Consider the following 26767-nt stretch of genomic DNA (forward strand, 5'->3'; position numbering starts at 1 on the left):
AATGACACTGGAGAAGCCGGCTTTGTACCGAACGTGCGAGGCCGGTTTTTCTTTGCCGTCAGGTTTGGCATCGCGACCCATTGCGGGTTTGCGGTTTCATTGATGCCGAAAGGCCCCTGTGGGCGGCGGCGTCCGGTTTCAACAGGGGGTCGGGCGGGGCGCCAAATCCCGGATAAGGACCGTATGCTGCAAAAGACTTCTTGGGGCGTCAGAGACCGGATCGCAACCGCCCCGGCCACGACTGGCCCGGCCACTGGGCGCGACACCCGCCTCGACGTCTTCCGGGCCCTCTGCCTGCTGACGATCTTCGTCAACCACGTTCCGGGTCAGTATCTCGAATACCTCACCCACAAGAACATCGGCTTTTCCGATTCGGCAGAGGCCTTCGTGCTGATTTCCGGCCTGTCGGTCGGCGTCGCTTATGGCGGCCGCTTTGTCATCGGTGCGCGGCTGGCGCTGACGCTCAAGACCTGGCGGCGGGCGCTGACGCTCTACGTCGCGCATATCATGACGAGCGTGGTGACGCTGGCGATCTTTGCCGGCGGCGCGCTCTATTTCGGCCGCCAGGACTTGATCGGCGAAATCAACATCCGCCCGATCGTCGAGCAGGCGGAGCAGGGTATCGTCGCCATGGTGCTGCTCGGCCACCAGCTCGGCTACAACAACATCCTGTCGATGTACGCGGTGCTGTTCCTGATGCTGCCCGGCCTCTTATGGCTGAATGCCGCCAGTCCGCGACTGCTGTTCGTCCTTTCGGCAACTCTTTGGCTTGCCGCCGGCTGCTTCAAGCTGGTGCCGTACAATTTCCTCGACGAGGGCTATTGGTTCCTCAATCCCTGGTCATGGCAGTTCCTGTTCGTGATCGGCATCCTTTCGATGAGCCATGTGCGCCGCGGCGGCAGCCTGCCGCGCAGCTTGTGGCTCATCGTCCCTTCCGCCGCCTATCTGCTGATATCGGGCGCCTGGGTGCTGTTCTCCTGGTGGAGCATCGACCTCTCCTTCGGCCTGCCGGCGGTGCTGACCGGCTTCGACAAGACGTTCCTGTCGCTGACACGGCTCCTGCACGTGCTGGCGCTTGCCCATCTGCTGGCGATCACCCCGCTCGTCAGCCGGCTGACGCGGCTCGACACCAACCATCCGCTGGTGATGGTCGGCCGGCATTCGCTGGCGGTGTTCATCTTCGGCACGATCCTCGCCATGGCGGGCCAGGTGCTGCTCTTCGTCACCGGCAAGAACCCGATCGTCGGCTCGCTCTTCGTCATCGCCGGCATCGGCCTGCACTTCGTCTATGCCTACTACCTCGACTGGCTGCGGGAAATGGCCGCTGCGAAGCCGCTCAGGACGGCGTAGCTTATCCGAAGGCTTTTGGTGCGTATCGCGCGTGGCGCGCGCGGTGATCGATGCAAATTTGCCCCTCACCCTAGCCCTCTCCCCGTAAGTACGGGGAGAGGGGACTGAGAGCGTGCCGCGAGTCCCTTCGCCCCGCTTGCGGGGAGAAGGTGCCGGCAGGCGGATGAGGGGGAGCAGCAGACCCAGCCGGCTTTCCCACCTCAGGCTTGTGCATTAAGGCGTGGCGCGTTTAGTCGCCTCACTACCTTCATAGGTGACTAAAAACCCGCCTCCCAGCTGAGATTGCAGAGTTTGATACAAATGTCGGCCCTCATTGAGGAATGCTTCATCCAACACATCAGATTGGAAGCCGGACTTAATCGGATCATCAAAATTCAGCGTATTGTCGAATTTTCCGCCCACGAATTTAGACGAAGAATCAGGTCCTTCGAGATCGGAAGCGAAGCCGGATCGACATTGTCTAGACTGTCGTCGGCAATCTCCCAAACCGGAAAGCAGTGATAGTCGGCCATCAATTTAAGAGTCCTAATCGTTCCTTCCTCCTGGAGAAATTCGTCCGCCAGGGCACGATCACAAACTAGCGTCGAGCTGCCGTACTTCGCCACCCCTTCTCGCTGCCGCATAAGCCCCGGAAACTCCCCCGATCAATGAAAAAATGCCCCGGGGCAGAAGCACCCGGGGCATCTGATCGTGTGGATGCTGCCGACGCTATGCCGCCGTCAGGCTCTTGCGCACATCCTCGTCCGTCAGGATGCCGCTTGCCCGCAGCAGGGCGGCGAAGCGGCCGTTGCTGTGGCTGAGCTCGTTGAAGCCGCCCATCTCGACGATCCGGCCATGATCCATGAAGATCACCAGGTCGGCCTCGCGCACCGTCGACAGGCGGTGGGCGATGATGAAGGTCGTGCGGTCCTTGCGCAGCGCATCGATCGCTTCCTTGACGCGCGCCTCGGTCTCCACGTCGAGGGCGCTGGTCGCCTCGTCGAGCACGAGGATCGGCGCGTTCTTGAGAATGGCGCGGGCAATGGCGATCCGCTGGCGTTCGCCGCCCGAGAGCCGGTTGCCGCGCTCGCCGACCATCGTGTCGTAGCCGTTGAGGCGGCCTTCGATGAAGTCGCTGGCAGCGGCCGCTTCGGCGGCGCCCATGATCTCTTCCAGCGTCGCGTCCTCGCGGCCGAGACGGATATTGTCGCCGATCGAGCGGTTCATCAGGCCGGCATCCTGGAAAACGGTGGCGATCGACCGGCGCAGCGACTGGCGCGTCACGGTGGAGATGTCGACGCCGTCGATCAGGATCTGGCCGTGCTTCGGCTCGTGGACCCGCTGCAGAAGATTGACGAGCGTCGTCTTGCCGGCCCCGGTCGGGCCGACGATCGCGACCGTCTGGCCGGCCTTGGCGGTGAACGAGACGTTGCGCACGCCCTGGGCCGAATTGGCGAAGTCGAAGGAGACGTCGCGGAACTCGACTTCGCCGACGACGCCGGTGAGTTTCTTGGCGCCGGCCGGCTCCTCGCGTTCGCGCACCGAATCCTCGAGCTTGTAGAAGTCCTCGAGCTTGGCGCGTGCCTCGAAGATCTGCGTCACGAAAGCCTTCATCTGGTCGAGACGACCGATCAGCAGGTTGGCGAAGCCGATGAAGGCGATGACCTCCCCGACGCCGAGCTCGCGGCGCTGCACCAGGATGGTGCCGATGACGAGGATCGCCATCATCGAGACGGTCGAGGCGATGCGGTTGAGCGCGCTCGCCAGCGCCCACCAGTCGAGCACCGGGAACTGCGCCGAGAGCAGCCGTTCGGTGAATTTCTTGAGTTCCCGCGTTTCCGCCTCGATGCGGTTGTAGCTGTGGACCACGGAAACGTTGCTGATCGCGTCGGAGACGTGCGAGAACACGGTGTGATAGTGGTTCTCGACCGAGGCCTGGCCGTCCTTGGTGCGGTTCATGACCGCCTTGCTGATCAGCACATAGGCGGCGCCGAGCACGACGAGCACCATCGACAGGCGGAAATCCATGGCGAAGGCGGTCGGCACCAGCAGGACGAGTGCAACGGCGGTCGCGAGGTGCTGCCGCATGAATTCGAGCCAGAGGCCGAAGAGCGTCTCGCAGGCCCGCAGCAGCGTGTGCAGCGCGTTGGAGGTGCCGCGCTGGCTATGCCAGGAGAGCGGCATGGAGACGATCCGGCCGAAGGCTTCCGTCAGGAGCGTCGCCCGGCGGCCATGGGCAAGACGGTCGGCCTCGCGGGAGACGAGCACGAAGGCGATCGTGTTGAAGACACCGAAGCCGGCCCATAGCAGCAGCATCGGCGCGACGTCCTTCTGCGACGAGATCGCGTCGATGATGCGGCCGAAGAGGATGGGCTCGGCGATCGTGATGACAGCCAGGACGATATTGGCGATGACGATCGCCCCGACACGAAATTTGTGGACAGCAAGATACTGAAGCGCTCTTGCATACACCTGGAATAAAGACACTGTCTCACCCCTCTTGGGCATCGGATTTGGCGCCGCAACAGCAGTGCGGCAGTGCGTTGCGCCCCCGGCGGTCGACGCAGGATTGATCTGCAAGACCGACAAAGCCGCGCGAGACGGCCCCGCGAAAAACCTGCGGAAAACGCGAAGCGGGCAAATCAGACGGCTTGATCATCCGGGTCCAAGGGAGGAATTGGTGGACGATCCATCGTTCGCAATCTCTTGCCACGACTCCGATTTTTTGCAGGTTTCGTACAGGACCGGGCGTGATAAGAAGAATTATCGCGGTTGCAACATGAATGGCTTCTGAACGGTACGTTCATAGAAGGATTCGCAAGCGCTCGCTGTCCGTTCCGACCACAGGGTGTTCCATGAATATAACGTTGCTCGTACAGTTTCTGGCGCTTCTTGAGGAGATGAAGACACGCGAGGAAATCCTGCCCGAGTTCGAGCGGCTGCTCGATCGCTGCGGCTTCGATTTCTACGGCGTGGTGCGCCAGCCCAAACCGCACGAGAACCCGCTGAGGCTTTTGCTCGCCGGCCGTTGGCCGGAGGGCTGGCCGCAGATCTACATCCGCAAGAAATATGTCGTCATCGATCCGACGATTCGCTATCTCGGCCACGCCCAGCGCGGTTTCCGCTGGCGCGACACGCTCGTCGCCTTCCGTTCCGACCCGCATCGCAAGCGCATGGAAAGCATGATGGTCGAAGCCCGCAATCACGGGCTTTTCGACGGCTACATCTTTCCCGTACACGGCCGGCGCGGGCTGATGGGCAACTTGACCGTCGGCGGCCGCGTGGTCGATCTGAGTCCGGTGGAACTGAGCCTCTTCGACGCGATCGCCAAGCGGCTGTTCTGGAAGCTGCTCGAGCTGACCGATCCCGAAATCATGGCCGAGCTCGTCTCGCGCGTCGAAGTGCAGATGACGCGCCGCGAAATGGAGGCGCTCAATTATCTCGCCGACGGCATGACCTCCAACGACATCGGCAAGGTGCTCGACATTTCGAGCCACACGGTCGACTGGTACATGAACGGCATCCAGGAAAAGCTGAAGGCCAAGAACCGGCACCATGCGGTCGCGATCGCCTTCCGTCTCGGCTTGATTTCCTAGCTCAACCCCTCTGGCCTGCCCGCCGGAGGGGCACCGGTCTGATTGTCCGCACGGCCCGGAGCTCCGCTATGACCCAATGGGTTAGGCTTCGTGTCGCATCTGAAATTGCACTTCATTCCTTGACTCGCTAATAGTTCTTTTCGCGGGTGCAGCATTCCCGCGTTCCAAGTCTATGAGGAGTCCGACTTGTCCATCTCGAAGATCCTTGTTGCCAACCGATCCGAAATCGCCATCCGCGTCTTCCGCGCGGCCAATGAGCTGGGGCTTAAAACGGTCGCGATCTGGGCAGAGGAGGACAAGCTGGCGCTGCACCGCTTCAAGGCGGACGAGAGCTATCAGGTGGGCCGCGGCCCGCATCTCGCCCGCGATCTAGGGCCGATCGAAAGCTATCTGTCGATCGACGAGGTGATCCGCGTCGCCAAGCTTTCAGGCGCCGACGCCATCCACCCCGGCTACGGCCTGCTTTCCGAAAGCCCGGAATTCGCCGAGGCCTGTGCCGAAAACGGCATCACCTTCATCGGCCCGAAGCCGGAGACGATGCGCCAGCTCGGCAACAAGGTGGCGGCCCGCAACCTGGCGATCTCGATCGGCGTGCCGGTCGTGCCGGCGACCGATCCGCTGCCGGACGACGAGGCCGAGATCAAGCGGCTCGCCGATGCGATCGGCTATCCGGTGATGCTGAAGGCCTCCTGGGGCGGCGGCGGCCGCGGCATGCGGGCCATCCGCGACCCGAAGGACCTGATCCGCGAGGTGACCGAGGCGAAGCGCGAGGCGAAGGCCGCCTTCGGCAAGGACGAGGTCTATCTGGAAAAGCTCGTCGAGCGGGCCCGCCACGTCGAAAGCCAGATCCTCGGCGACACGCATGGCAATGTCGTCCATCTCTTCGAGCGCGACTGCTCGATCCAGCGGCGCAACCAGAAGGTCGTCGAGCGGGCGCCGGCCCCCTATCTCAACGAAGCGCAGCGCCAGGAACTCGCCGATTATTCGCTGAAGATCGCCGAAGCGACCAACTATATCGGCGCCGGAACGGTCGAGTATCTGATGGATGCCGACACCGGCAAGTTCTACTTCATCGAGGTCAATCCGCGCATCCAGGTCGAGCACACCGTGACCGAGGTGGTCACCGGCATCGACATCGTCAAGGCGCAGATCCACATCCTCGACGGCTTTGCCATCGGCTCGCCGGAATCGGGCGTGCCGAAGCAGGCGGATATCCGCCTCAATGGCCATGCGCTGCAGTGCCGCATCACCACCGAGGACCCGGAGCAGAACTTCATTCCGGACTATGGCCGCATCACCGCCTATCGCGGCGCCACCGGCTTCGGCATCAGGCTCGACGGCGGCACCGCCTATTCCGGCGCGGTGATCACCCGCTATTACGATCCGCTGCTCGAAAAGGTCACCGCCTGGGCGCCGAAGCCGGACGAGGCGATCCAGCGGATGAACCGGGCGCTGCGCGAATTCCGCATCCGCGGCGTCGCCACCAACCTCACCTTCCTCGAGGCGATCATCGGCCACCCGAAGTTCAAGGACAACAGCTACACCACCCGCTTCATCGACACGACGCCGGAGCTGTTCCAGCAGGTCAAGCGGCAGGACCGCGCCACCAAGCTCCTGACCTATCTCGCCGACGTCACCGTCAACGGCCATCCGGAGGCAAAGGGCCGGCCGAAGCCCAACGACGATATCGCCGCGCCGGTCGTGCCGTTCATCAATGGCGAGGCGAAGCCCGGCACCAAGCAGAAGCTCGATGAGCTTGGGCCGAAGAAATTCGCCGAATGGGTCAAGGCGCAGCCCCAGGTGCTGCTGACCGACACGACGATGCGCGACGGCCACCAGTCGCTGCTCGCCACCCGCATGCGCACCTATGACATCGCGCGCATCGCCGGCACCTATGCCAGGGCGCTGCCCAATTTGTTTTCGCTCGAATGCTGGGGCGGCGCCACCTTCGACGTGTCGATGCGCTTTCTGACGGAGGACCCGTGGGAGCGGCTGGCGATGGTGCGCGAGGGCGCACCGAACCTGCTCCTGCAGATGCTTCTGCGCGGCGCCAACGGCGTCGGCTACAAGAACTATCCGGACAACGTCGTCAAATATTTCGTCCGCCAGGCGGCGAAGGGCGGCATCGACGTCTTCCGCGTCTTCGACTGCCTGAACTGGGTCGACAACATGCGGGTGTCGATGGAAGCGGTCGCCGAGGAGAACCGGATCTGCGAGGCGGCGATCTGCTACACCGGCGACATCCTGAATTCGGCCCGGCCGAAATACGACCTCAAATATTACACGGCGCTTGCCGCCGAACTGGAAAAGGCCGGCGCCCATATCATCGCCGTCAAGGACATGGCGGGGCTGTTGAAGCCGGCCGCCGCGCGGGTGCTGTTCAAGGCGCTCAAGGACGCCACCGACCTGCCGATCCATTTCCACACCCACGACACGTCGGGCATTGCCGCGGCGACGGTGCTGGCGGCGGTCGAATCCGGCGCCGACATCGTCGATGCGGCGATGGATGCGCTCTCCGGCAACACCTCACAGCCCTGCCTCGGCTCGATCGTCGAGGCGCTGTCCGGCACGGAGCGCGACCCCGGTCTGAACCCGGAATGGATTCGCCGCATCTCCTTCTACTGGGAGGCGGTGCGCCATCAGTATGCGGCCTTCGAAAGCGACCTCAAGGGACCGGCCTCGGAAGTCTACCTGCACGAGATGCCGGGCGGCCAGTTCACCAACCTGAAGGAACAGGCCCGATCGCTCGGGCTGGAGACCCGCTGGCACGAGGTGGCGCAGGCCTATGCCGACGCCAACCAGATGTTCGGCGACATCGTCAAGGTGACGCCGTCCTCCAAGGTGGTCGGCGACATGGCGCTGATGATGGTCTCGCAGGACCTCACGGTCGCCGATGTCGAGAACCCGGCTAAGGACATCGCCTTCCCGGATTCGGTCGTATCGATGCTGAAGGGCGACCTCGGCCAACCGCCGGGCGGCTGGCCGGAAGCGCTGCAGAAAAAGGCGCTGAAGGGCGAAGCGCCCTATACGGCCGTGCCGGGCTCGCTGCTGCCGCCCGCCGACCTCGACGCGGAACGCAAGGCGATCGAGGAGAAGCTCGGCCGCAGCGTCGACGACTTCGAATTCGCCTCGTACCTCATGTATCCGAAGGTGTTCACCGACTATGCGCTGGCCTGCGAGACCTACGGTCCAGTGAGCGTCCTGCCGACGCCCGCCTATTTCTACGGCATGGCGCCGGGCGAGGAGCTGTTCGCCGACATCGAGAAGGGCAAGACGCTGGTGATCCTCAACCAGGCGCAGGGCGAGATCGACGAGAAGGGCATGGTCAAGATGTTCTTCGAACTGAACGGCCAGCCGCGCTCGATCAAGGTGCCGGACCGCAACCGCGGCGCCTCCGCCGCCATCCGCCGCAAGGCCGAGGCCGGCAACGCCGCCCAACTCGGCGCACCGATGCCGGGCGTCATCTCGACCGTCGCCGTCCACCCCAGCCAGCCGGTCAAGGCCGGCGACGTGCTGCTCTCGATCGAGGCGATGAAGATGGAGACGGCCCTGCACGCCGAGAAGGACGGCACGATCGCCGAGGTGCTGGTGAGGGCCGGCGACCAGATCGATGCCAAGGATTTGCTGATCGTGTTTGGCGGGTGAGGCACCCGGCCTTCTTTTCTGATGCGGCCGGAACATTCCGGCCGCATTGAAGTGAAAGGATGCACGGACTGCTGTAGTAGCGGGTACCCCCCAGGATGACAGGTAGAGGGATGTGGCAGCCGCTATCGGCACGGTTGCGGCGACAGCCGGTTGTTCGCCAGATCATTCAAATATCATAGCTCATCGGCGCGCTGAGCGAGGCGATGAACCTCTTCGTCCGCTCCCGTTCCGGCGTCGAGAAGATCTTGCGCGGCGGGCCGCTTTCGACGACGACGCCGGCGTCGAGGAAGACCACGTGGTCGGCGACGCGCGAGGCGAGGCGCAGGTCGTGGGTCGCCATGATCATCGTCGTGCCTTCGCGCGCCAGCCGACTAAGGACCTCGACCACCTCTTCTGCCAATTCCGGATCTAGCGCCGAGGTCGGCTCGTCGCAGAGGAGCACGCGTGGCGAGGGCGCTAGCGCCCGTGCGATCGCCACGCGCTGCTGCTGGCCGCCGGAAAGCGTCGAGGGCCAGGCGTCGGTCTTGTGAGCCATGCCGACCTTCTCCAGGAGTTCGAGCGCCCGCGCGCGGGCGCGGTCGGCGGGCCATTTGAGAACGGTAACCAGGCCTTCCATGACATTGCCGAGCGCAGTCTGGTGCGGAAAGAGCTGGAAGTTCTGGAACACCATGCCGGTCTGACGGCGCAGCCTCTGGATCGCCTGCCAGCCGACTTTGCGGCCGGGGGCAAAGTCCAGCCGCTCGTCGCCGAGCCGGATCGTGCCGCTGGTCGGGACTTCCAGCAGGTTCACGCAGCGCAGAAGCGTGCTCTTGCCGCCGCCTGACGGGCCGACGAGGGCCGTCACGGTGCCTTCCGCCAGGCTGACGCTGATGTCGTTCAGGACCGTGTTGGCGCCGAAGCGCTTGACGATATGCGTGAGCTCGATCATGCGCGCGCCTCCAGGAAGCCGCCATAGCGGGCGAAGCGTTTCTCCAGCCTCACCTGCAGGGCCGAGAGCACGGAACTCATGACGAGATAGATCAGCGCCGCCTCGATATAGAGGATCAGGGGCTCGTAGGTGGTGGCGACGATGCGCTGCGCCGTCTGGAAGAGCTCCGGCACGGTGATTGCCGCGGCGAGCGAGGTGTCCTTCACCAGGGAGATGAAGGTGTTCGAGAGCGGCGGCACGGCGACGCGGCCCGCCTGCGGCAGGACGGTGCGGCGCATCGCCTGGCTCCAGCTCATGCCGATCGAATAGGCGGCCTCCCATTGGCCGCGCGGCACGGAGGAGATGACGGCGCGAATGATCTCGGACGTATAGGCGCCGATATTCAGTGTGAAGCCGATCAGCGCCGCCGGGAATGCATCCAGCAGGATACCCATACTCGGCAGCCCGTAGAAGATGACGAAGAGCTGAACGAGCAGCGGCGTGCCGCGGATCACCCAGACATAGAAGCGCGCCACGGCGACAAAGGGCGCTGGCGCGAAAAGCCTGACGATGGCGGTGACGAGGCCGAGCAGCAGGCCAAGTATGAAGGAGAGCAGGGTCAGCGGCACCGTGAAGATCAAGCCGGCCCAGAGCAGGGTCGGCAGCGATTCCGCCATGAGGTTCAGCCAGTCTGGCAAGGGAAACCTTTCAAAACGCTGGGATCCGCTCCGGGGCCGGAACGGATCGTAAATCATGGAGCGGGATGGGGAAAGGTGCGGTGACCGCGCCCCATGCAACTGTTCCGTAAAGGCCTCCTGCCGGCCCTGCGTACTACTCCCCACAAGGGGGAATCACGCAGAAAGTTGATCCGCCGGCCGCAGGGCATGTGCGCCGCGGATGCCCCTCACCCTAGCCCTCTCCCCGTGCGCGGGGAGAGGGGACTAAGGCGCTGCAGCGTATCCCTTCTCCCCGCCTGCGGGGAGAAGGTGCCGGCAGGCGGATGAGGGGCAAATCACGGCGTTCCCACACTCTACTTCGACACGTCGGCGCCGAAATATCTCTGCGAGATCTTCTCATAGGTGCCGTCGGCCTTGATCTCCTCAAGCGCCTTGTTGATCGCCGCCAGCAGTTCCGGCTCGTTCTTGCGCAGGATGATGCCGGAATAGTCGGCGTCGGGCTTTTCAGCGGCGATCTTCACCGGGGCGTCCGGCTTCTGCTTCTTGAAGTCGAGGAAGGAGAGGCTGTCGTTGATCGTCGCATCGGCGCGGCCGGTCAGGACGAGCTGGATCGACTGGTCGAAGCCGTCGGTGCCGACAAGCTCGGCGCCGGAGGCTTGCGCCAGCTTGCCGAAGTTGCTGGTTAGCGACTGGGCGGACTTCTTGCCCTTCAAGTCGGCGAAGTCCTTTATCTCCTCGTTGTCGCCCTTGACGATCAGCACGGCCTTGGAGGCGATATAGGGCTCGGAGAAATCGTATTTCTTCTTGCGTTCCTCGGTGATGCCGACCTGGTTGATGACGGTGTCGTAGCGGTTGGCATCGAGGCCGGCGATCAGGCCGTCCCACTTGCCTTCGAGGAACTCGGCGTTGACGCCTAGGCGCTTGGCGACTTCCTGGCCGATTTCCACGTCGAAGCCGACGAGCGTGCCGTTCGCGTCATGATAGGTGAAGGGCGCATAGGTGCCCTCGGTGCCGATCTTCAGCACACCGGCCGACTTGACCTCGTCGAGGTTCGACCCCGCTTCGGCCGACGCAAAGGCGGCAAGTTGCAGGAGGGCGGCAGCGAAAAGTGTCGGAAGGAGTTTCATTGTCTTGTTTCCATCTTCGTTGTTCTCCGGCCCGTCATCCGGATTGTGGGCGAGACTCGCACAAATTCCGGGCCGCCTGAGCGCATAAAAGACCAATCCTCAGCCGTTTCGATAGAATATTTTCTCAAGCGAACCCTCCCCCATCGGAACGCCCGCCATAAAAAAACCTCCAAGCGGCGTGCCTGTTCCGAGTTATCCAAGGTTGAAATCGCCAAGCAGGGGTGGTATTCACGTTCCCATCGATTCATGCACGTTTATGCACGATTGGGGCTATGTCGACCGAGTTGCTGCTGCGCGAAAGAAAATCCCTGATCCGGGAGCGCCTGAGAACCGATGGCCGCGTTCTCGCCGCCGATCTTGCGCGCGAGTTCAAGGTTTCCGAAGACACGATCCGCCGCGACCTGCGGGAAATGGCCGCGGCGGGCCTTTGCGAGCGCGTCTATGGCGGTGCCCTGCCGATCGCTCCGGACGCAGGTTCGTTGAGCGAGCGCGCGGCACTCGCCCCTGAGCGCAAGGCGGCGCTGGCGCGGGCATCGGTCGGCTTCATTGAGCGCGGCATGACGGTGTTTCTCGATGCGGGCTCGACCAATCTGGCGATCGCCCGCGCCATCGCCCCGGATTTATCGGCAACGATCGTCACCAACACGCCGCTGATAGCTGCGGCCTTGATGGAGAAGCCGGGTCTCGACCTCATCCTGATCGGCGGCACGCTGGACCGAACGGTCGGGGCGTCGGTCGGGGCCAGGGCGCAGCGCGACGCGGCGTTGCTGAGGCCCGATCTCTGCGTCCTCGGGACCTGCGGTGCCGACGCGGATGCGGGGCTGACGGCCTTCCATTTCGAGGACGCGGAATTCAAGCGGCTGATAGCCTCGGGCAGTCGCTCGGTGCTCGCCGCCATCACCACGGACAAGCTCGGCACGGCCGCACCGCACGCGGTGATCGGTATCGACCCCGCTTTGAGGCTCGTCCTCGAGGCGGATGCGCCGAAGGCTCAGATCGCCGCCTTCGCCGCGCAGGGGGCGGCCGTCGTTCTGGCGGGGGAGGGCGCCGGACGAACACCGCGCCACGGCAATCCTATCGAAATCACCACTTGAGCCGCGACCGGCAACAGGAAGATCAAAATGGATCAGCGCACAGAGAACGCCCCGAAGGCCGCAGTCCGGCAGGGCTATATGTCGAAGAACCGGCTCGCCGTCTCCCTCCTGTTCCTGATGAACGGCTTCGTCACCGGGAGCTGGGCGCCGAAAATCCCGGAATTCAAGGACCGGCTCGGGATCGGCGAGGGCGTGCTCGGCCTCCTGATCCTGGTGTTCGGCGTCGGTTCGCTGGTGCTGATGCCGATCGCCGGCGGCTATATTGCCCGCATCGGCTCCGAGAAAGTGGCCAAGGCCACGGCGATCGTCCTCTCGCCCCTGCTCCTCGTCCTGACGCTGGTGCCGAATGTCTGGACGGCGGCGATCGGCATGTTCCTGCTCGGCGGTTTCGTCGGCGCCATGGACGTGGCGATGAACGCCAATGCCGTCGAAGTCGAGAAATCCATGCGCCGCGCCATCATGTCCTCCTGCCACGCCTATTGGAGCCTCGGCGGGCTGATCGGCGCCGGCATCGGCGGTTTCCTCATGGCGCGGGTCGGCGTGCTGCCGCATGCAATCCTGGTGACCGGCTTCAGCGCCGCGATCCTTGCGGCTGCCTGGCCGATCATCCTCGCCGATAAACCTCATCCCGCGGCGGCTAAAGAGAAACTGCGCCTGCCGATGACGCCGCTGCCCTGGCTGGTCGGCCTGATGGCGTTGTTCTCGATGGTGCCGGAAGGGGCCGTGCTCGACTGGGGGGCGCTCTATCTCCGCAACGAACTCGGCGCCTCGGTCGAACTATCGGGCTTCGGCTTTGCCGCCTTCTCGGCGACCATGGCGTCGATGCGCTTTGCCGGGGACCATGTGCGCGATCGCTTCGGTGCGACGAAGACGCTGCGCATCTGCACGGTCACGGCGCTCGTCGGACTTGTCGGCGCGGGGCTCGCGCCGAATGCATTTTTGGCGATTCTCGGCTTTGCCGTCGCCGGCATCGGCATTTCCAACATGGTGCCGATCGCCTTTTCGGCGGCCGGCAACATGCCGGGCCTGCAAGCGGGCATCGGCCTCGCGGTCGCCACCACCATGGGCTATTCCGGCATGCTGTTCGCGCCGTCGCTGATCGGCTTCATTGCCGAGCATAGCGGCTTTGCCGTGATCTTCGCATCGCTCCCCGTTCTCTTCGTCGTCGTGCTTCTCCTCTCGCACCACGCCGTCCACGCGGACCATGGAAGGGGTCATTCCTAGCCACGCGGGATGTCCGCGTGCGGGCGCTTCGCCCCTCATCCGGCCTGCCGGCCACCTTCTCCCCGCAAGCGGGGCGAAGGAGACTCGCGGCATGCTCCGGGCTCCCCACATCGCCTTGGCACCTGTAGTCGACGTGGGGCAGGAGGGCGCGGCAGATCCCTTCTCCCCGTCAAAACGGGGAGAAGGTCGCGGCAGCGGGATGGGGGGCGTTCAACGCCTTGAGGTCTCGATAGGTTAAAGCGCCCGGCGCCCTGCCATCAATTCGCCGTCAGCGCGTGATGTTGCCGTTGACAAGCACGCTTTCCTTCGCCACCTGAAAGGGCGAACGCGGGACACGGGATGCGTGGCCGGCAAACAGGACCCACGAAGAGGCCTTCATGTCTTCTGCCTTCGATTTCGAGCCAAAGCCGCGCCGCGCCTCGGTCGCCGTCGATGTCGGCGGCGTCATCGTCGGCGGTGCCGCGCCGGTCGTCGTCCAGTCGATGACGAATACGGATACGGCCGATATCGACGCAACCGTGGCCCAGGTGGCAGCACTCCACAGGGCGGGCTCGGAACTGGTGCGTATCACCGTCGACCGCGACGAAAGTGCCGCCGCCGTGCCGAATATCCGCGACCGGTTGCTGCGTCTCGGCATGGACGTGCCCCTCGTCGGCGACTTTCACTATATCGGCCACAAGCTGCTCGCCGACCACCCGGCCTGCGCCGAGGCGCTCGCCAAATACCGCATCAATCCGGGCAATGTCGGCTTCAAGGACAAGAAGGACAAGCAGTTCGCCGAGATCATCGAGATGGCGATCCGTTACGACAAGCCGGTGCGCATCGGGGTCAACTGGGGCTCGCTCGACCAGGAACTGCTGACGCGTCTGATGGACGAGAACCAGGCCAATGGATCGCCGCTGACGGCGCAGGAGGTGACGCGCGAAACGATCGTCCAGTCGGCGCTCCTCTCGGCGGAGCTTGCCGAGGAACTCGGCCTGCCGCGCAACCGCATCATTCTCTCGGCCAAGGTTTCCGGCGTCCAGGACCTGATCGCCGTCTATGCGATGCTTGCCGCCCGCTCCGACCATGCGCTCCATCTCGGGCTCACCGAGGCCGGCATGGGGACGAAGGGCATCGTCGCCTCCTCTGCCTCGCTCGGCATCTTGATGCAGCAGGGCATCGGCGACACGATCCGCATTTCGCTGACGCCGGAGCCCGGCGGCGACCGCACCCGCGAGGTGCAGGTGGCCCAGGAGCTGTTGCAGGTCATGGGCTTCCGCCAGTTCATCCCCGTCGTCGCCGCCTGTCCCGGATGCGGCCGCACCACATCGACGGTCTTCCAGGAGCTCGCCCAGAAGATCCAGGAGGATATCCGCGCCAGCATGCCGGTCTGGCGCGAGAAATATCCGGGCGTCGAGGCGCTGAAGGTCGCCGTCATGGGCTGCATCGTCAACGGCCCGGGCGAGAGCAAGCATGCCGATATCGGCATTTCGCTGCCCGGCACCGGCGAGACGCCGGCCGCCCCCGTCTTCATCGACGGCCAGAAGGCGATGACCTTGCGCGGCCCGAAGATCGCCGAGGAGTTCCAGCTCCTCGTCGCCGACTATATCGAAAAGCGCTTCGGTCACGGTCAGGCGGCGGCGGAGTAGTCGAGCGGGATGGGAAAAGGGCGAGGCGGCTTTCCGCCCGCTTCCCGCGAGAGATCAAATCCGCGCTGTCAGCAGTTTCAGCCCGGAGAAGGCGAAGAAACCTGCCATCAGGCTTTCGATGATCCGCCGCGACTTCAGATAGGCGCGGTGCACCGGCGAGAGCGAGAAGACGATCGCAAAGCCGCAGAAGACCAAGAGACCGATCAGCATGCAGCCGCCGATGAAAGCGGCGGTGACGGTGACCGGCGCGCCTTCCGGCATGCCGAGCGAAACCAGCATGATCCAGTTGAAGATTGCCTTTGGATTGGTGAGGTGGACGCCAAGTCCCTTGAGGTAGAGCCTTTTCGGTGAGGTCTGCAGCGCAGCGCTTGCGGCTGCCTGCCCCCTATCGCCTCGCATCGCGGCTCTGAGGGCGTTGTAGGCGAGCCAGAACAGATAGCAGGCACCGGCGAACTTCAGGAGTACGATCGCCTCGCCATAGGTCCGGATGAGTGCCGAGAGACCCGAGGCGGTTAACATTGCCCAGACATAGCTGCCGCTCAGCACGCCCAGAGCGAGCGTCACGCCGGCCTTTCGTCCCTGGCTCACCGATGTCGCGATGATCGCCAGCACCGCCGGGCCTGGCGATACGATGGCGATGACATAGGCCATCCATGCGACCAGAAGCTGCGGCAGATAAGGCGTAAGATCGAACATGGGAGCGGCCATCCTTTGCTATTCGCACCGACAGTAGCCGAAGCGTCAGCCGCTGCCAATTGGACGCGGGACGTGAGCGCCGCCGGGCCTCAGAGTATCTCGTCGAGTGCTGCAACCAGCCTTCCGCATTCCTCGTCGGTGCCGATGGTGATGCGGAGGAAATCGGAGATCCGCGGCTTGGCGAAATGGCGGACGATCACCGCGCGCTCGCGCAGCTTGGCCGCCAATGCCTGGCCGGCATGGTCGGGATGGCGGGCGAAGACGAAGTTCGCCTGGGACGGCAGGACCTCAAAGCCGCGCTTTTCCAGTTCGCTGGTCAACCTGGCGCGCGTGGCGATGATCTTGCCGCGCGTCGCCTCGAACCATGCCTCGTCCTTGATCGCCGCGGTCGCGCCGGCCTGGGCGGCACGCCCGAGCGGATAGGAATTGAAGCTGTCCTTGACGCGCTCCAGCGCCTCGATCAGCGGTCGCTGGCCGATCGCGAAGCCGACGCGCAGACCCGCGAGAGCCCGCGACTTGGAGAAGGTCTGCACGACCAGCAGGTTGTCGTGTTTCGGGACGAGGGCGGCCGCGGATTCGCCGCCGAAGTCGATATAGGCCTCGTCGATCACCACCGGCTGGTCGGGATGTTCGGCGACGAGCTTCTCGATTTCGCCGAGCGGCAGGCCGATGCCGGTCGGCGCATTGGGATTGGGCAGGATGATGGCGCCGCAGGGACGGCGGTAGTCGGCGAGGTCGATGCGGAATGCGGCATTGAGCGGTACTTCGATCGCGTCGATGCCGAAGAGCCCCGCATAGGTCGGATAGAAGCTGTAGGAAATGTCCGGATAAAGCAGCGGTTCGTCATGCTTCAGAAGTGCGGCGAAGGCGTGAGCCAGAACCTCGTCGGAACCATTGCCGACGAAGACTTCGCCGGCCGAGACGCCATATCGCGTGGCGATCGCCTCCCTCAGTCCCAGCGCGACCGGATCCGGATAGAGCCGGAGATCTGTGCTTGCCGCCGCCCGGATCGCTTCGAGCGCCTGTTCCGAGGGGCCGTAGGGGCTCTCATTGGTGTTGAGCTTGACGAGATTCGCGATACGCGGCTGCTCGCCCGGAACATAGGGCTTCAGCGTGGAAACGATCGGCGACCAGAACTTGCTCACAGCGGTCAACTCCTGCGATTGGCGATGAAGCGGGCGGTTTCGACGAGAACGGCCGAGCGGGTGCCGTACGGCGCCAGCAGCTCTTCGGCTTCGGCCACCAGTCTTTCGAGTTCTCGTTCGGCCCAGGCCTGGCCGTGCAGGGCGACGAGCGTGCCCTTGCCGCGGGCGGCGTCCTTGCCGGTCGCCTTGCCCATGGCCTCGGCATCGGCGGTGAGGTCGAGCAGGTCGTCGGCAAGCTGGAAGGCAAGGCCGATCTTCTCGCCGAAGGCGCGCAGTCGCCGGCTATCCTCGGGATTTGCGTCGGCGATGATCGCCCCCGCCTCGCAGGCAAAGCGGATCAGGGCGCCCGTCTTCATCGCCTGCAGCGTGACGATACCCGCCTCATCCGGCGCCGTCTTCTCGGCGGCGAGGTCGAGCGCCTGACCGCCAGCCATGCCGCCATGGCCGGAGGCGCGCGCCAGCGCCAGCACGAGCGCGGTCTTCTGGCGGTCGGAGAGCGGCGTCTCGGGGGCGGCGACGATGTCGAAGGCGAAGGTCAGCAGGCTGTCGCCGGCGAGAATGGCGGTTGCTTCGTCGAAGGCGATATGCACGGTCGGCTGCCCGCGCCGAAGGTCGTCGTCGTCCATCGCCGGCAGGTCGTCATGGACGAGAGAATAGCAATGCACGCATTCGAGCGCCGCGCCGATCCTGAGCGCCGCATCGGCACTGCCGTCGAGAAGCGCGGTGCTTTCGGCGACGAGGAAGGGGCGCAGCCGCTTGCCGCCGTTGAGCACGCCATGGCGCATGGCTTCGAGCAGATGCGCCGGCCGGGCGATCTCGTCCGCCTGGGCGGCAGGCCCGAGCAGCCCCGAGAGCAGGCTCTCGAGCGCCAGCGCCGCGGCCTGGAGGCGTTCCGCAAAAAATGGTGTCTCGTCTTGCATGAGAGGCTCTTTGGCACGTGAAAGAGCGGCTTTCAACGGACTTTCGCGTCGCAGGTCGCGCGTTTAGTTCGGGATGAGTCCACAGGCATCCTTGTCTTTTACCCGAAAGGCCGTTCAACTTTCGCTATCCATGAAATAAGAGTGGGCCATGAAATAAGAGCGGGGCCATGAAATAAGAGTGGGAATGGATAGAGGGGTGGACAGTCAGGCCGTGGACATCGTTCCGGAAGAACGCGAGGAGGGCGAGTTGCCCGCCGGACGGTGGTCTGTCATGCGCCGCACGTGGCGAACGCGGCGCCGGCGTCTCGTTCTCGCGGTCCTTGCCCTTCTCCTGCTGCCTTACCTGCTGATCTTCGTCTATCTCATCGGCTTCATCCATCCGGTTTCGACATTGATGCTGCGTGACCTCGTTCTCCTGCGTGGCTATGACCGGCAATGGGTGGAGTTCGACGATATTTCCCCGGTCCTCGTCCAGTCGGTGATGATGTCCGAGGACGGCCAGTTCTGCGCCCATAACGGGGTCGACTGGACGCAGATGCGCGGCGTCGTCGAGGACGCGCTGGATGGCGAGCAGACGCGCGGCGCGAGCACGATCCCGATGCAGACGGTCAAGAACCTCTATCTCTGGAACGGGCGCTCTTTCATTCGAAAGGGAATGGAACTGCCGCTCGCCGTCGTCGCCGATCTCGTCTGGAGCAAGCGGCGCATGATGGAAATCTACCTGAACGTCGCCGAGTGGGGCGACGGGATCTACGGCATCGAAGCCGCCGCGCGGCATCATTTCGGCGTTTCCGCCGCGAAGCTTTCGCGCCGCCAGGCCGCTCTGCTCGCCGTGGCGCTGCCCAATCCGATCGACCGCAATGCCGGCAAGCCCGGGCGGGGCTTGAGACGCCTCGCCTCGGTGATCGAGCGCCGCGCCAGCCGCTCCGGCGGCTACATCACATGTCTTTATGATTGAGATGAAGGCAATTCATTGGTCTTGCCGCGGCTGATGTGGCAATCCTCTCGCCGAACCAAATCACACCGGGGGATCTATGGCCAAGCTCGTCCTTTATGTCGGCAACAAGAATTACTCGTCCTGGTCACTTCGGCCATGGCTCGCGCTCGAAGGCTGCGGCGTCCCGTTTGAAGACGTCGTCATTCCCTTCGACTTTCCGGCTGGCAACCCTCGGTTTCGCGAGATCTCGCCGACGGGGCGCGTGCCGGTCCTCCACCATGGCGAAACGCGCGTCTGGGAGTCGCTGGCCATCATCGAATATGTGGCGGAGCTCTATCCCGAGGCGGGCCTCTGGCCGGAAGACCGCGAGGAGCGTGCCCGCGCGCGCAGCTATTCGATGGAGATGCTCTCCGGCTTCCGGGCCCTGCGCGGCGCCTGCCCGATGAACATCCGCCGGCCGGTTAAGGCGATCGCGCTTCCCGATGGGGTCATGGACGACGTCGCGCGGATCGAAGAGATCTGGCGCGAGGCGATCGCCCGCTCCGGCGGACCCTTCCTCTTCGGCCGGTTCACCGCCGCCGACGCGATGTTCGCCCCGGTCGTCAACCGCCTGGAGGTCTACGCGCTCACGACGGATCCAGCGACGCTCGCCTACATGGACGCCGTCAAGGCGCACCCGGCCTTCCGCAAATGGGAGGAAGCCGCAAGGGCCGAACCGTGGATCGTGCCCGAGGACGAGGCCTGATCTCTGCGGGGGAAGGACGCTTCCGCGTGCTGCCGAGTCGAAAATTTGCGTGCGGGGACTGGTCAAAGCGCGGTCGGGCATGTATAAGCGCGCGAAATTTCCGAGATCGACATCTGTTTGACCCGGCCATTTTCGGCTGCTGAACAGTGTTTTGCCCGATAAGTGGAGAATGAAATGGCTGTACCGAAAAGAAAAACGAGCCCGTCCAAGCGTGGCATGCGCCGTTCCGCTGACGCCCTCAAGGCTCCGACCTATGTCGAAGACAAGAACTCCGGCGAACTGCGCCGCCCGCACCACATCGACCTGAAGACCGGCATGTACCGCGGTCGCCAGGTCCTGACGCCGAAGGAAAGCGCATAAGCGTTTCCATCTGCGGATGAAGTTCGAAGGGTCGGCTCTGCCGGCCCTTTTTCTTTTGGTGCGTTGGACATGGCGAAATGCCCCTCCCCAACCCCTCCCCACAAGGGGGAGGGGCTCGCAGGCGTCCGCCGCCTGCGCCAATTCAACGTTTCCACATGTGGTGCGATTTGTGTCACGCCGGGGGCGCGGCAGGGGAAGCCCCTCCCCCTTGTGGGGAGGGGTTGGGGAGGGGAATTTTGCTAGCCCAGATTGTCGAGCTTGGTCTGCAGGGCGCGCAGCTGCTCCTTGAGCTCGTCGATGTCCTTCGCCTCGGCTTTCTTGGTTTCCTTGGCCGGAGGAGCGGCCATGAAGGGCGAGAACATCTGCATCGCCTGATGAAACATCTCGGTGTTGCGCCGCACCTGCTCCTCGACCAGCTGCAATGGCACCTGCAGGTTCTTGCCGAGCGGCGTGTCGCCGAAGGCCTTGTTGATCTGCTCGCGCATCTGCGCCTGCTGATCGGTGAAGGCCTGCATCGAATGTTCGAGATAGCTCGGCACGACCATCTGCATCTGGTCGCCATAGAAGGAGATGAGCTGCCGCAGGAATGAAATCGGCAGAAGCGTATTGCCGGTCTTCGACTCCTGCTCGAAGATGATCTGCGTCAGTACCGAATGGGTGATGTCTTCGCCGGACTTGGCGTCCTGCACGACGAAGTCCTCCCCCCTCTTCACCATCACGGCCAGATCGTCGAGGGTCACGTAGGTGCTCGTGCCGGTATTGTAGAGTCGCCGGTTCGCGTATTTCTTGATAACGATCTGGCCTTCATTCTTCGCCATCAGGGTCTCCTCTTACCCATCGTCCCGTCTTTATTGTGTTTTTTAAGAGTATCCGCAAAAGAGCGCCGCTGACAATCTCTTTGTGCGTTGCGGCGACGCAGGTGCAAAACGTGATGAACGACGCCGCCCGTGAAGCTTTTGTGGCGGAGCATCAAGGCGTTTGACTTGCGCTCCCGGCTTTGCCAGTCTGCTCCTCCAGGCAAAGGAAACAAGAGGAAACGTCCCATGAGCAATCCCTCCATCGTGATCGCCAGCGCCGCTCGCACCGCCGTCGGGTCCTTCAACGGCGCCTTCGGCAACACACCCGCTCATGAACTGGGTGCAACGGTCATCAAGGCGGTCCTCGAGCGGGCCGGTGTCGAGGCGGGAGAGGTCGACGAGGTGATCCTCGGCCAGGTGCTTCCGGCCGGCGAGGGGCAGAACCCGGCCCGCCAGGCGGCGATCAAGGCCGGTCTGCCGCAGGAGAAGACCGCCTGGGGCATGAACCAGCTTTGCGGCTCGGGCTTGCGCGCCGTCGCCCTCGGCATGCAGCAGATCGCCACCGGCGATGCCAACATCATCGTGGCCGGCGGAATGGAGTCGATGTCGATGGCGCCGCATTGCGCGCATTTGCGCGGCGGCGTGAAGATGGGCGACTACAAGATGATCGACACGATGATCAAGGACGGCCTGACCGACGCCTTCTATGGTTATCACATGGGCACAACGGCCGAGAACGTCGCGCGCAAGTGGCAGTTGACCCGCGAAGAGCAGGACGAGTTCGCGCTCCGCTCGCAGAACAAGGCGGAAGCGGCGCAGAAGGCCGGCCGGTTCGCCGACGAGATCGTCCCCTTCATCGTCAAGACCCGCAAGGGCGACGTGACCGTCGATCAGGACGAATATATCCGCCACGGCGCCACGCTCGATTCGATCGCCAAGCTCAGGCCGGCCTTCGACAAGGAGGGCACGGTTACCGCCGGCAACGCCTCGGGGCTCAATGACGGTGCCGCCGCGGCGCTGCTGATGACCGAGGCCGAGGCCGCCAGGCGCGGCATCCAGCCGCTCGCCCGCATCGTCTCCTGGGCGACGGCCGGCGTCGATCCGCAGATCATGGGCACCGGTCCGATCCCCGCTTCCCGCAAGGCGCTCGAGAAGGCCGGCTGGTCGATCGGCGACGTCGAGCTCGTCGAGGCGAACGAAGCCTTCGCGGCGCAGGCCTGCGCGGTCAACAAGGATCTCGGCTGGGATCCGTCGATCGTCAACGTCAACGGCGGTGCGATCGCCATCGGTCATCCGATCGGCGCTTCCGGCGCCCGCGTCCTCAACACGCTGCTCTTCGAGATGAAGCGGCGCGGCGTCTCCAAGGGTCTTGCAACGCTGTGCATCGGGGGCGGCATGGGTGTCGCCATGTGCGTCGAGCGCCTGTAACTGTCAGCGGCATGCAAGGGCACCCGCCCTGTCGATCGAGCGCGCGGCCCGGAACTCGGGCCGCGGAAGGATAGCTTTCGCAAATTCAAATTAACCCAGGTGGGAGGCGAACATGAGCAGGGTAGCATTGGTTACGGGTGGGTCCCGCGGTATCGGCGCTGCAATTTCCGTCGCGCTGAAAGCGGCCGGCTACAAGGTGGCCGCGAATTATGCCGGCAATGACGAAAAGGCCCAGGCCTTCAAGCAGGAAACCGGCATCCCGGTCTACAAGTGGGATGTCTCCAGCTACCAGGCCTGCGTCGACGGCATCGGCAAGGTGGAGGCGGATCTCGGGCCGGTCGACATCCTCGTCAACAATGCCGGCATCACCCGCGATGCGATGTTCCACAAAATGACGCCGGAACAGTGGGGAGAGGTCATCAACACCAATCTCACCGGCCTCTTCAACATGACCCATCCGGTCTGGTCGGGCATGCGCGACCGCGGCTTCGGCCGCGTCATCAACATCTCGTCGATCAACGGCCAGAAGGGGCAGATGGGCCAGGCGAACTATTCCGCCGCCAAGGCCGGCGATCTCGGCTTCACCAAGGCGCTGGCGCAGGAAGGGGCGGCAAAGGGCGTCACCGTCAATGCGATATGCCCCGGCTATATCGGCACGGAGATGGTACGTGCGGTGCCGGAAAAGGTGCTGAACGAAAGGATCATCCCGCAGATCCCGGTCGGCCGCCTCGGCGAGCCGGACGAGATCGCCCGCTGCGTCGTGTTCCTGGCGTCGGACGAATCCGGCTTCATCACCGGCTCGACGATATCGGCAAATGGCGGGCAGTATTTCGCCTGATCAAAGAGGGAGGGCGGATGAGGACGTTTCGTTCATTAGCCGCCCTCCAACGGGCTTTGACCGACGCCTGGTCGGCGGCAAGTTCGAGCAGGTATTCCGTCGTAGACCTGATCTGACTCCACCGTCGCTGGGTTGGCTAGCATCTATATCTTGTGGTGAACAAAGCGGGAAGCGCTACACCACCGTTGCCTTTTCAGGGACTCAGGCTCGACGTATTGGAAAGCGAGGCGACGATTTCTATTCCTTTCCTCTCGATTTTCCGTACGAATCTTGGTGAAAATTTCCCAGTCTTTCCAGACTCTTGGATTCGGAATCCTTGTAGCCGATTCCGCCGTTGGCAGGGCGCATACACGTCCTCGTTCGTGCTGCGATGCGAGAGACATTGTAAGATTCAGCATATGGTGCGAATCATCCTGAGGATCCCTATATTTAGTCGTGAACATACAGTGAATGGATTGGAGTCAGCGATTCGTCGCCGATTCGTTCCACCGCTGTTCCAAATGTCAATATTTGCCGGCGAAGTGAGCCCCAAGATATGGCTCGCAGCCGCCTGGTGCTTTTAATTGCGCGCGCCCCCTTGCGCTCAGGCCGCCGCATGGGCATCTGTTGCCCGCCGGGGTGCGTGAGCATCCCGTCTCTTTGAGACTGCCCGGGATCGATGACCTTGTCCTTCCAATCCATGATCCTGAGCGGCCGCGGCGTGACCGCGGTGCTCGGACCCACCAACACCGGCAAGACGCATTACGCCATCGAGCGCATGGTCGCGCATGACAGCGGCGTCATCGGGCTGCCGCTGAGATTGCTTGCCCGCGAGGTCTATACGCGTCTGGTCGAGAAGGTCGGGCACCACAATGTCGCGCTGATCACCGGTGAGGAGAAGATCACGCCGCATCGCGCCCGCTACTCGGTCTGTACGGTGGAAGCGATGCCGCGCGAGACGACGGCGTCCTTCGTGGCGATCGACGAGGTGCAGCTCGCGGGCGATCTCGAGCGCGGCCACATCTTCACCGACAGGCTCCTGCACCTGCGCGGCCGGGGAGAGACTCTGCTTCTTGGTGCCGCGACCATGCGGCCGATCCTCGAGCACCTGCTGCCCGGCATCACGGTGGTCGAACGGCCGCGCATGTCGCAGCTTCTCTATGCCGGCTCGAAAAAGATCACCCGGCTGCCGCATCGCTCGGCGATCGTCGCCTTTTCGGCCGACGAGGTCTATGCCATCGCCGAACTCATCCGGCGGCAACGCGGCGGTGCTGCGGTCGTGCTCGGCGCTCTCTCGCCGCGCACCCGCAATGCCCAGGTGGCGCTCTATCAGGAAGGCGACGTCGACTATCTGGTGGCGACCGACGCGATCGGCATGGGGCTCAACCTCGACGTCGATCACGTCGCCTTCGCCCAGGACCGCAAGTTCGACGGCTACCAGTACCGCAACCTCAATCCGGCGGAGCTTGCGCAGGTCGCCGGGCGCGCCGGCCGGCATATCCGCGACGGTACATTCGGTGTGACGGGCAGGGTCGACCCCTTCGAGGACGAGCTGGTCCACCGGATCGAGTCGCATGAGTTCGAACCGGTCCGGGTGCTGCAATGGCGTTCCAAGGCCTTCGACTATTCCTCGCTGAAGGCGCTGAAGCACAGCCTCGAGGCGGCACCGGCCGTGTCCGGGCTGACGCGCGCCCTTCCGGCCGTCGACCAGCAGGCGCTGGAGCATCTGGCGCGCTATCCGGAAGTCATCGATGTCGCCGCGACGTCGGAACGCGTCGAGAAGCTATGGGAAGCCTGTGCGCTTCCCGACTACCGCCGCATCGCGCCGGCTCAGCACGCCGACCTGATCTCGAGCATCTATGCCGATCTCGTTCGCCATGGCACGGTCAACGAGGACTTCATGGCCGAGCAGGTCCGGCGCGCCGACCACACCGATGGCGAGATTGACACACTTTCGGCGCGAATTGCGCAGATCAGGACCTGGACCTATGTGTCCAACCGGCCCGGGTGGCTTGCCGATCCGACACACTGGCAAGAAAAGACGCGGGAAATCGAAGATCGATTGTCCGACGCGTTACATGAAAGGTTGACGAAACGCTTTGTTGACCGCAGGACATCTGTGCTCATGAAGCGCCTGAGAGAGAATGCGATGCTGGAAGCAGAAATCAGTGTGAATGGTGATGTCTTCGTCGAAGGGCACCACGTGGGTCAGCTAACCGGTTTCCGGTTCACGCTCGCCGCCGGCAGCGAGGGAACGGACGCGAAGGCCGTGCAGGGCGCCGCCCATAAGGCGCTTGCGCTGGAATTCGAGGCGCGCGCCGCCCGACTGCATGCGGCCGGCAACAACGACCTGGCGCTTTCGTCCGACGGTCTCGTGCGCTGGCTCGGCGATCCTGTGGCGCGGCTTGCGGCGAGCGACCATGTCATGCGGCCCCGCGTCATCCTGCTTGCCGACGAGCAGCTGCAGGCGAATGCCCGCGATCATGTCGTGGCGCGGATCGAGCGCTTCGTGAACCATCACATCTCAACGGTGCTGAAGCCGCTCGACGATATTTCGCGCGCGGAGGATCTCGAGGGACTGGCGAAGGGCCTGGCCTTCCAGCTCGTCGAAAACCTCGGCGTGCTCTTCCGCCGCGACGTCGCCGAGGAGGTGAAGTCGCTCGACCAGGAAAGCCGGGCGTCGATCCGCAAATATGGTGTTCGCTTCGGCGCCTACCACATCTTCCTTCCGGCCCTCTTGAAGCCGGCGCCGGCGGAGCTGATCACGCTTCTCTGGGCGCTGAAGAACGACGGTCTGGACAAGCCAGGCTCCGGCGAGCTCATCCCGATGCTTGCCGCCGGCCGGACCTCGGTCGTCACCGATCCGTCCTTCGAGCGGACATTCTACAAGCTCGCCGGTTTCCGCTACCTCGGCAAGCGCGCGGTGCGGATCGACATTCTCGAGCGTCTCGCGGACCTCATCCGCCCGCTCCTGCAATGGAAGCCGGGCACGACGCCGCGGCCCGACGGGGCCTATGACGGCCGTCGCTTCACGGCGACGACCTCGATGCTGTCGATCCTCGGCGCGACGCCCGACGATATGGAGGAGATCCTCAAGGGCCTCGGCTATCGCGCCGACAGCGTGACCGCGGAGGAGGCGGCAGCCTACCTCGCGAAGCAGGACGGCACGCCGGCAGAGGCGAGCGCGACGCCGGAAGCGTCTGGCGAACCCGTCGAGGCGGATGCGGATGCTGCGGCGGAGTCTTCCGACGTGGATGCGCCGCCGGCAGAAGCCGCTTCGACGGAAGCCGCCCCGGCAGAGGCGAGCGGCGAGGAGGCTTCCGCTCCGGCAGAGCCGACGGAGCCGGCCGAGCCGAAGCCGGTGCTCCTGTGGCGTCCCGGTACACGCCAGGACAACCAGCGGGTCGGCCGACATCAGGGCGATCAGCGCCGCGGCGGCCAGCGTCACGGAGAGCGCCACGGCCAGGCCGAAGCGAGGGAAGGCGGCCGCAAGGGTGCTGCACCCGGCCGCGCCAAGCCTCAGGAAGGCAAGCCCGGCGGTCAGCGCAAGGAGCGCCAGGAGCGTCACGAGCGCCACGACCGGGGCGCGAAGTTCGAGAACCGCCCGCCGCGCAAGGAGAAGCCGATCGATCCGGACTCGCCCTTCGCGAAGCTCGCCGCGCTCAAGGAGCAACTGAAGAAGTAGGCGGACC

General features: G+C 64.2%; 21 protein-coding genes. 12 read left to right on the forward strand and 9 right to left on the reverse strand.

The features are described from left to right. Nucleotides 1–183 precede the first annotated feature (183 nt). Nucleotides 184–1350, forward strand: coding sequence for an OpgC family protein (locus AU381_RS14240; RefSeq protein WP_064242411.1), 1167 nt, complete (start codon nucleotides 184–186; stop codon nucleotides 1348–1350). Between the two features lie 708 nt (nucleotides 1351–2058). Here the strand turns inward: AU381_RS14240 and AU381_RS14250 are convergent. After that, nucleotides 2059–3816 carry a glucan ABC transporter ATP-binding protein/ permease gene (locus AU381_RS14250; RefSeq protein ID WP_064242412.1) on the reverse strand — a complete coding sequence of 586 codons (1758 nt, stop codon included), beginning with the start codon at nucleotides 3814–3816 and terminating at the stop codon, nucleotides 2059–2061. A gap of 368 nt (nucleotides 3817–4184) precedes the next feature. On the opposite strand from AU381_RS14250, the gene AU381_RS14255 reads away from it, so the two are divergent. Together AU381_RS14255 and pyc are read left to right on the forward strand one after the other, a co-directional pair. After that, on the forward strand, nucleotides 4185–4925 hold the full coding sequence (locus AU381_RS14255) for a helix-turn-helix transcriptional regulator (RefSeq protein ID WP_037390409.1): 741 nt from the start codon (nucleotides 4185–4187) through the stop codon (nucleotides 4923–4925). A gap of 186 nt (nucleotides 4926–5111) precedes the next feature. Continuing rightward, on the forward strand, nucleotides 5112–8570 hold the full coding sequence (gene pyc / locus AU381_RS14260) for a pyruvate carboxylase (RefSeq protein ID WP_064242413.1): 3459 nt from the start codon (nucleotides 5112–5114) through the stop codon (nucleotides 8568–8570). Nucleotides 8571–8736: 166 nt separating this feature from the next. Here pyc and AU381_RS14265 read toward each other — a convergent pair whose 3' ends face one another. The 3 genes from AU381_RS14265 to AU381_RS14275 form a co-directional block, all read right to left on the reverse strand. Beyond that, nucleotides 8737–9498, reverse strand: a complete 762-nt coding sequence (locus AU381_RS14265) for an amino acid ABC transporter ATP-binding protein (protein ID WP_064242414.1) — start codon at nucleotides 9496–9498, stop codon at nucleotides 8737–8739. Beyond that, nucleotides 9495–10175, reverse strand: coding sequence for an ABC transporter permease subunit (locus tag AU381_RS14270; protein ID WP_064242415.1), 681 nt, complete (start codon nucleotides 10173–10175; stop codon nucleotides 9495–9497). The genes AU381_RS14265 and AU381_RS14270 overlap by 4 nt, the downstream gene beginning before the upstream one ends. Nucleotides 10176–10507: 332 nt before the next feature. Further along, a complete protein-coding gene (locus tag AU381_RS14275; RefSeq protein WP_064242416.1) occupies nucleotides 10508–11281 on the reverse strand; it encodes an amino acid ABC transporter substrate-binding protein in 774 nt (257 codons plus the stop codon). A 272-nt stretch (nucleotides 11282–11553) separates the two neighbouring features. On the opposite strand from AU381_RS14275, the gene AU381_RS14280 reads away from it, so the two are divergent. From AU381_RS14280 to ispG, 3 genes are all read left to right on the forward strand, one after another. Continuing rightward, nucleotides 11554–12375 (forward strand): DeoR/GlpR family DNA-binding transcription regulator, encoded by an 822-nt coding sequence (locus AU381_RS14280; protein WP_064242417.1) that lies wholly within the window; start codon nucleotides 11554–11556, stop codon nucleotides 12373–12375. A 27-nt stretch (nucleotides 12376–12402) separates the two neighbouring features. Then, nucleotides 12403–13599 (forward strand): MFS transporter, encoded by a 1197-nt coding sequence (locus AU381_RS14285; RefSeq protein WP_064242418.1) that lies wholly within the window; start codon nucleotides 12403–12405, stop codon nucleotides 13597–13599. A gap of 377 nt (nucleotides 13600–13976) precedes the next feature. Further along, nucleotides 13977–15230 (forward strand): flavodoxin-dependent (E)-4-hydroxy-3-methylbut-2-enyl-diphosphate synthase, encoded by a 1254-nt coding sequence (gene ispG / locus AU381_RS14290; protein ID WP_064242419.1) that lies wholly within the window; start codon nucleotides 13977–13979, stop codon nucleotides 15228–15230. A 54-nt stretch (nucleotides 15231–15284) separates the two neighbouring features. On the opposite strand, the gene AU381_RS14295 is transcribed toward ispG, so the two are convergent. The 3 genes from AU381_RS14295 to AU381_RS14305 all read right to left on the reverse strand — a co-directional run bounded on the left by AU381_RS14295 (nucleotide 15285) and on the right by AU381_RS14305 (nucleotide 17991). Continuing rightward, a complete protein-coding gene (locus AU381_RS14295; RefSeq protein ID WP_064242420.1) occupies nucleotides 15285–15926 on the reverse strand; it encodes a LysE family translocator in 642 nt (213 codons plus the stop codon). An 89-nt stretch (nucleotides 15927–16015) separates the two neighbouring features. Beyond that, the gene (gene hisC / locus AU381_RS14300) at nucleotides 16016–17071 is read right to left on the reverse strand and encodes a histidinol-phosphate transaminase (RefSeq protein WP_064242644.1); all 1056 of its coding nucleotides are present in this window, start codon (nucleotides 17069–17071) and stop codon (nucleotides 16016–16018) included. 5 nt (nucleotides 17072–17076) lie between these two features. Beyond that, nucleotides 17077–17991 carry a polyprenyl synthetase family protein gene (locus AU381_RS14305; RefSeq protein ID WP_064242421.1) on the reverse strand — a complete coding sequence of 305 codons (915 nt, stop codon included), beginning with the start codon at nucleotides 17989–17991 and terminating at the stop codon, nucleotides 17077–17079. 211 nt (nucleotides 17992–18202) lie between these two features. Here AU381_RS14305 and mtgA point away from each other — a divergent pair, with 211 nt between their 5' ends. From mtgA to rpmF, 3 genes are all read left to right on the forward strand, one after another. Then, nucleotides 18203–18949, forward strand: a complete 747-nt coding sequence (mtgA, locus tag AU381_RS14310; protein ID WP_082910043.1) for a monofunctional biosynthetic peptidoglycan transglycosylase — start codon at nucleotides 18203–18205, stop codon at nucleotides 18947–18949. A gap of 76 nt (nucleotides 18950–19025) precedes the next feature. After that, nucleotides 19026–19673: a glutathione S-transferase family protein gene (locus AU381_RS14315; RefSeq protein WP_064242423.1), complete on the forward strand. Its 648-nt coding sequence runs from the start codon at nucleotides 19026–19028 to the stop codon at nucleotides 19671–19673. Nucleotides 19674–19847: 174 nt separating this feature from the next. Further along, nucleotides 19848–20033, forward strand: a complete 186-nt coding sequence (gene rpmF, locus AU381_RS14320; RefSeq protein WP_003543812.1) for a 50S ribosomal protein L32 — start codon at nucleotides 19848–19850, stop codon at nucleotides 20031–20033. Between the two features lie 239 nt (nucleotides 20034–20272). On the opposite strand, the gene phaR is transcribed toward rpmF, so the two are convergent. Next, nucleotides 20273–20851: a polyhydroxyalkanoate synthesis repressor PhaR gene (gene phaR, locus AU381_RS14325; RefSeq protein ID WP_018235994.1), complete on the reverse strand. Its 579-nt coding sequence runs from the start codon at nucleotides 20849–20851 to the stop codon at nucleotides 20273–20275. Continuing rightward, on the reverse strand, nucleotides 20851–21078 hold the full coding sequence (locus AU381_RS29750) for a hypothetical protein (protein ID WP_156528605.1): 228 nt from the start codon (nucleotides 21076–21078) through the stop codon (nucleotides 20851–20853). Before AU381_RS29750 ends, phaR begins: the two co-directional genes overlap by 1 nt. Here AU381_RS29750 and AU381_RS14330 point away from each other — a divergent pair. From AU381_RS14330 to AU381_RS14340, 3 genes are all read left to right on the forward strand, one after another. Continuing rightward, nucleotides 21077–22258: an acetyl-CoA C-acetyltransferase gene (locus AU381_RS14330; protein ID WP_064242424.1), complete on the forward strand. Its 1182-nt coding sequence runs from the start codon at nucleotides 21077–21079 to the stop codon at nucleotides 22256–22258. The genes AU381_RS29750 and AU381_RS14330 overlap by 2 nt on opposite strands. 112 nt (nucleotides 22259–22370) lie before the next feature. Next, entirely contained in the window at nucleotides 22371–23096 is a 726-nt protein-coding gene (phbB, locus tag AU381_RS14335) for a beta-ketoacyl-ACP reductase (protein WP_064242425.1), read from the forward strand. 679 nt (nucleotides 23097–23775) lie between these two features. Further along, nucleotides 23776–26760, forward strand: coding sequence for a helicase-related protein (locus tag AU381_RS14340; protein WP_064242645.1), 2985 nt, complete (start codon nucleotides 23776–23778; stop codon nucleotides 26758–26760). Nucleotides 26761–26767: the final 7 nt, after the last annotated feature.

The sequence above is a fragment of the Sinorhizobium glycinis genome (assembly GCF_001651865.1).
Lineage (GTDB): Bacteria > Pseudomonadota > Alphaproteobacteria > Rhizobiales > Rhizobiaceae > Sinorhizobium > Sinorhizobium glycinis.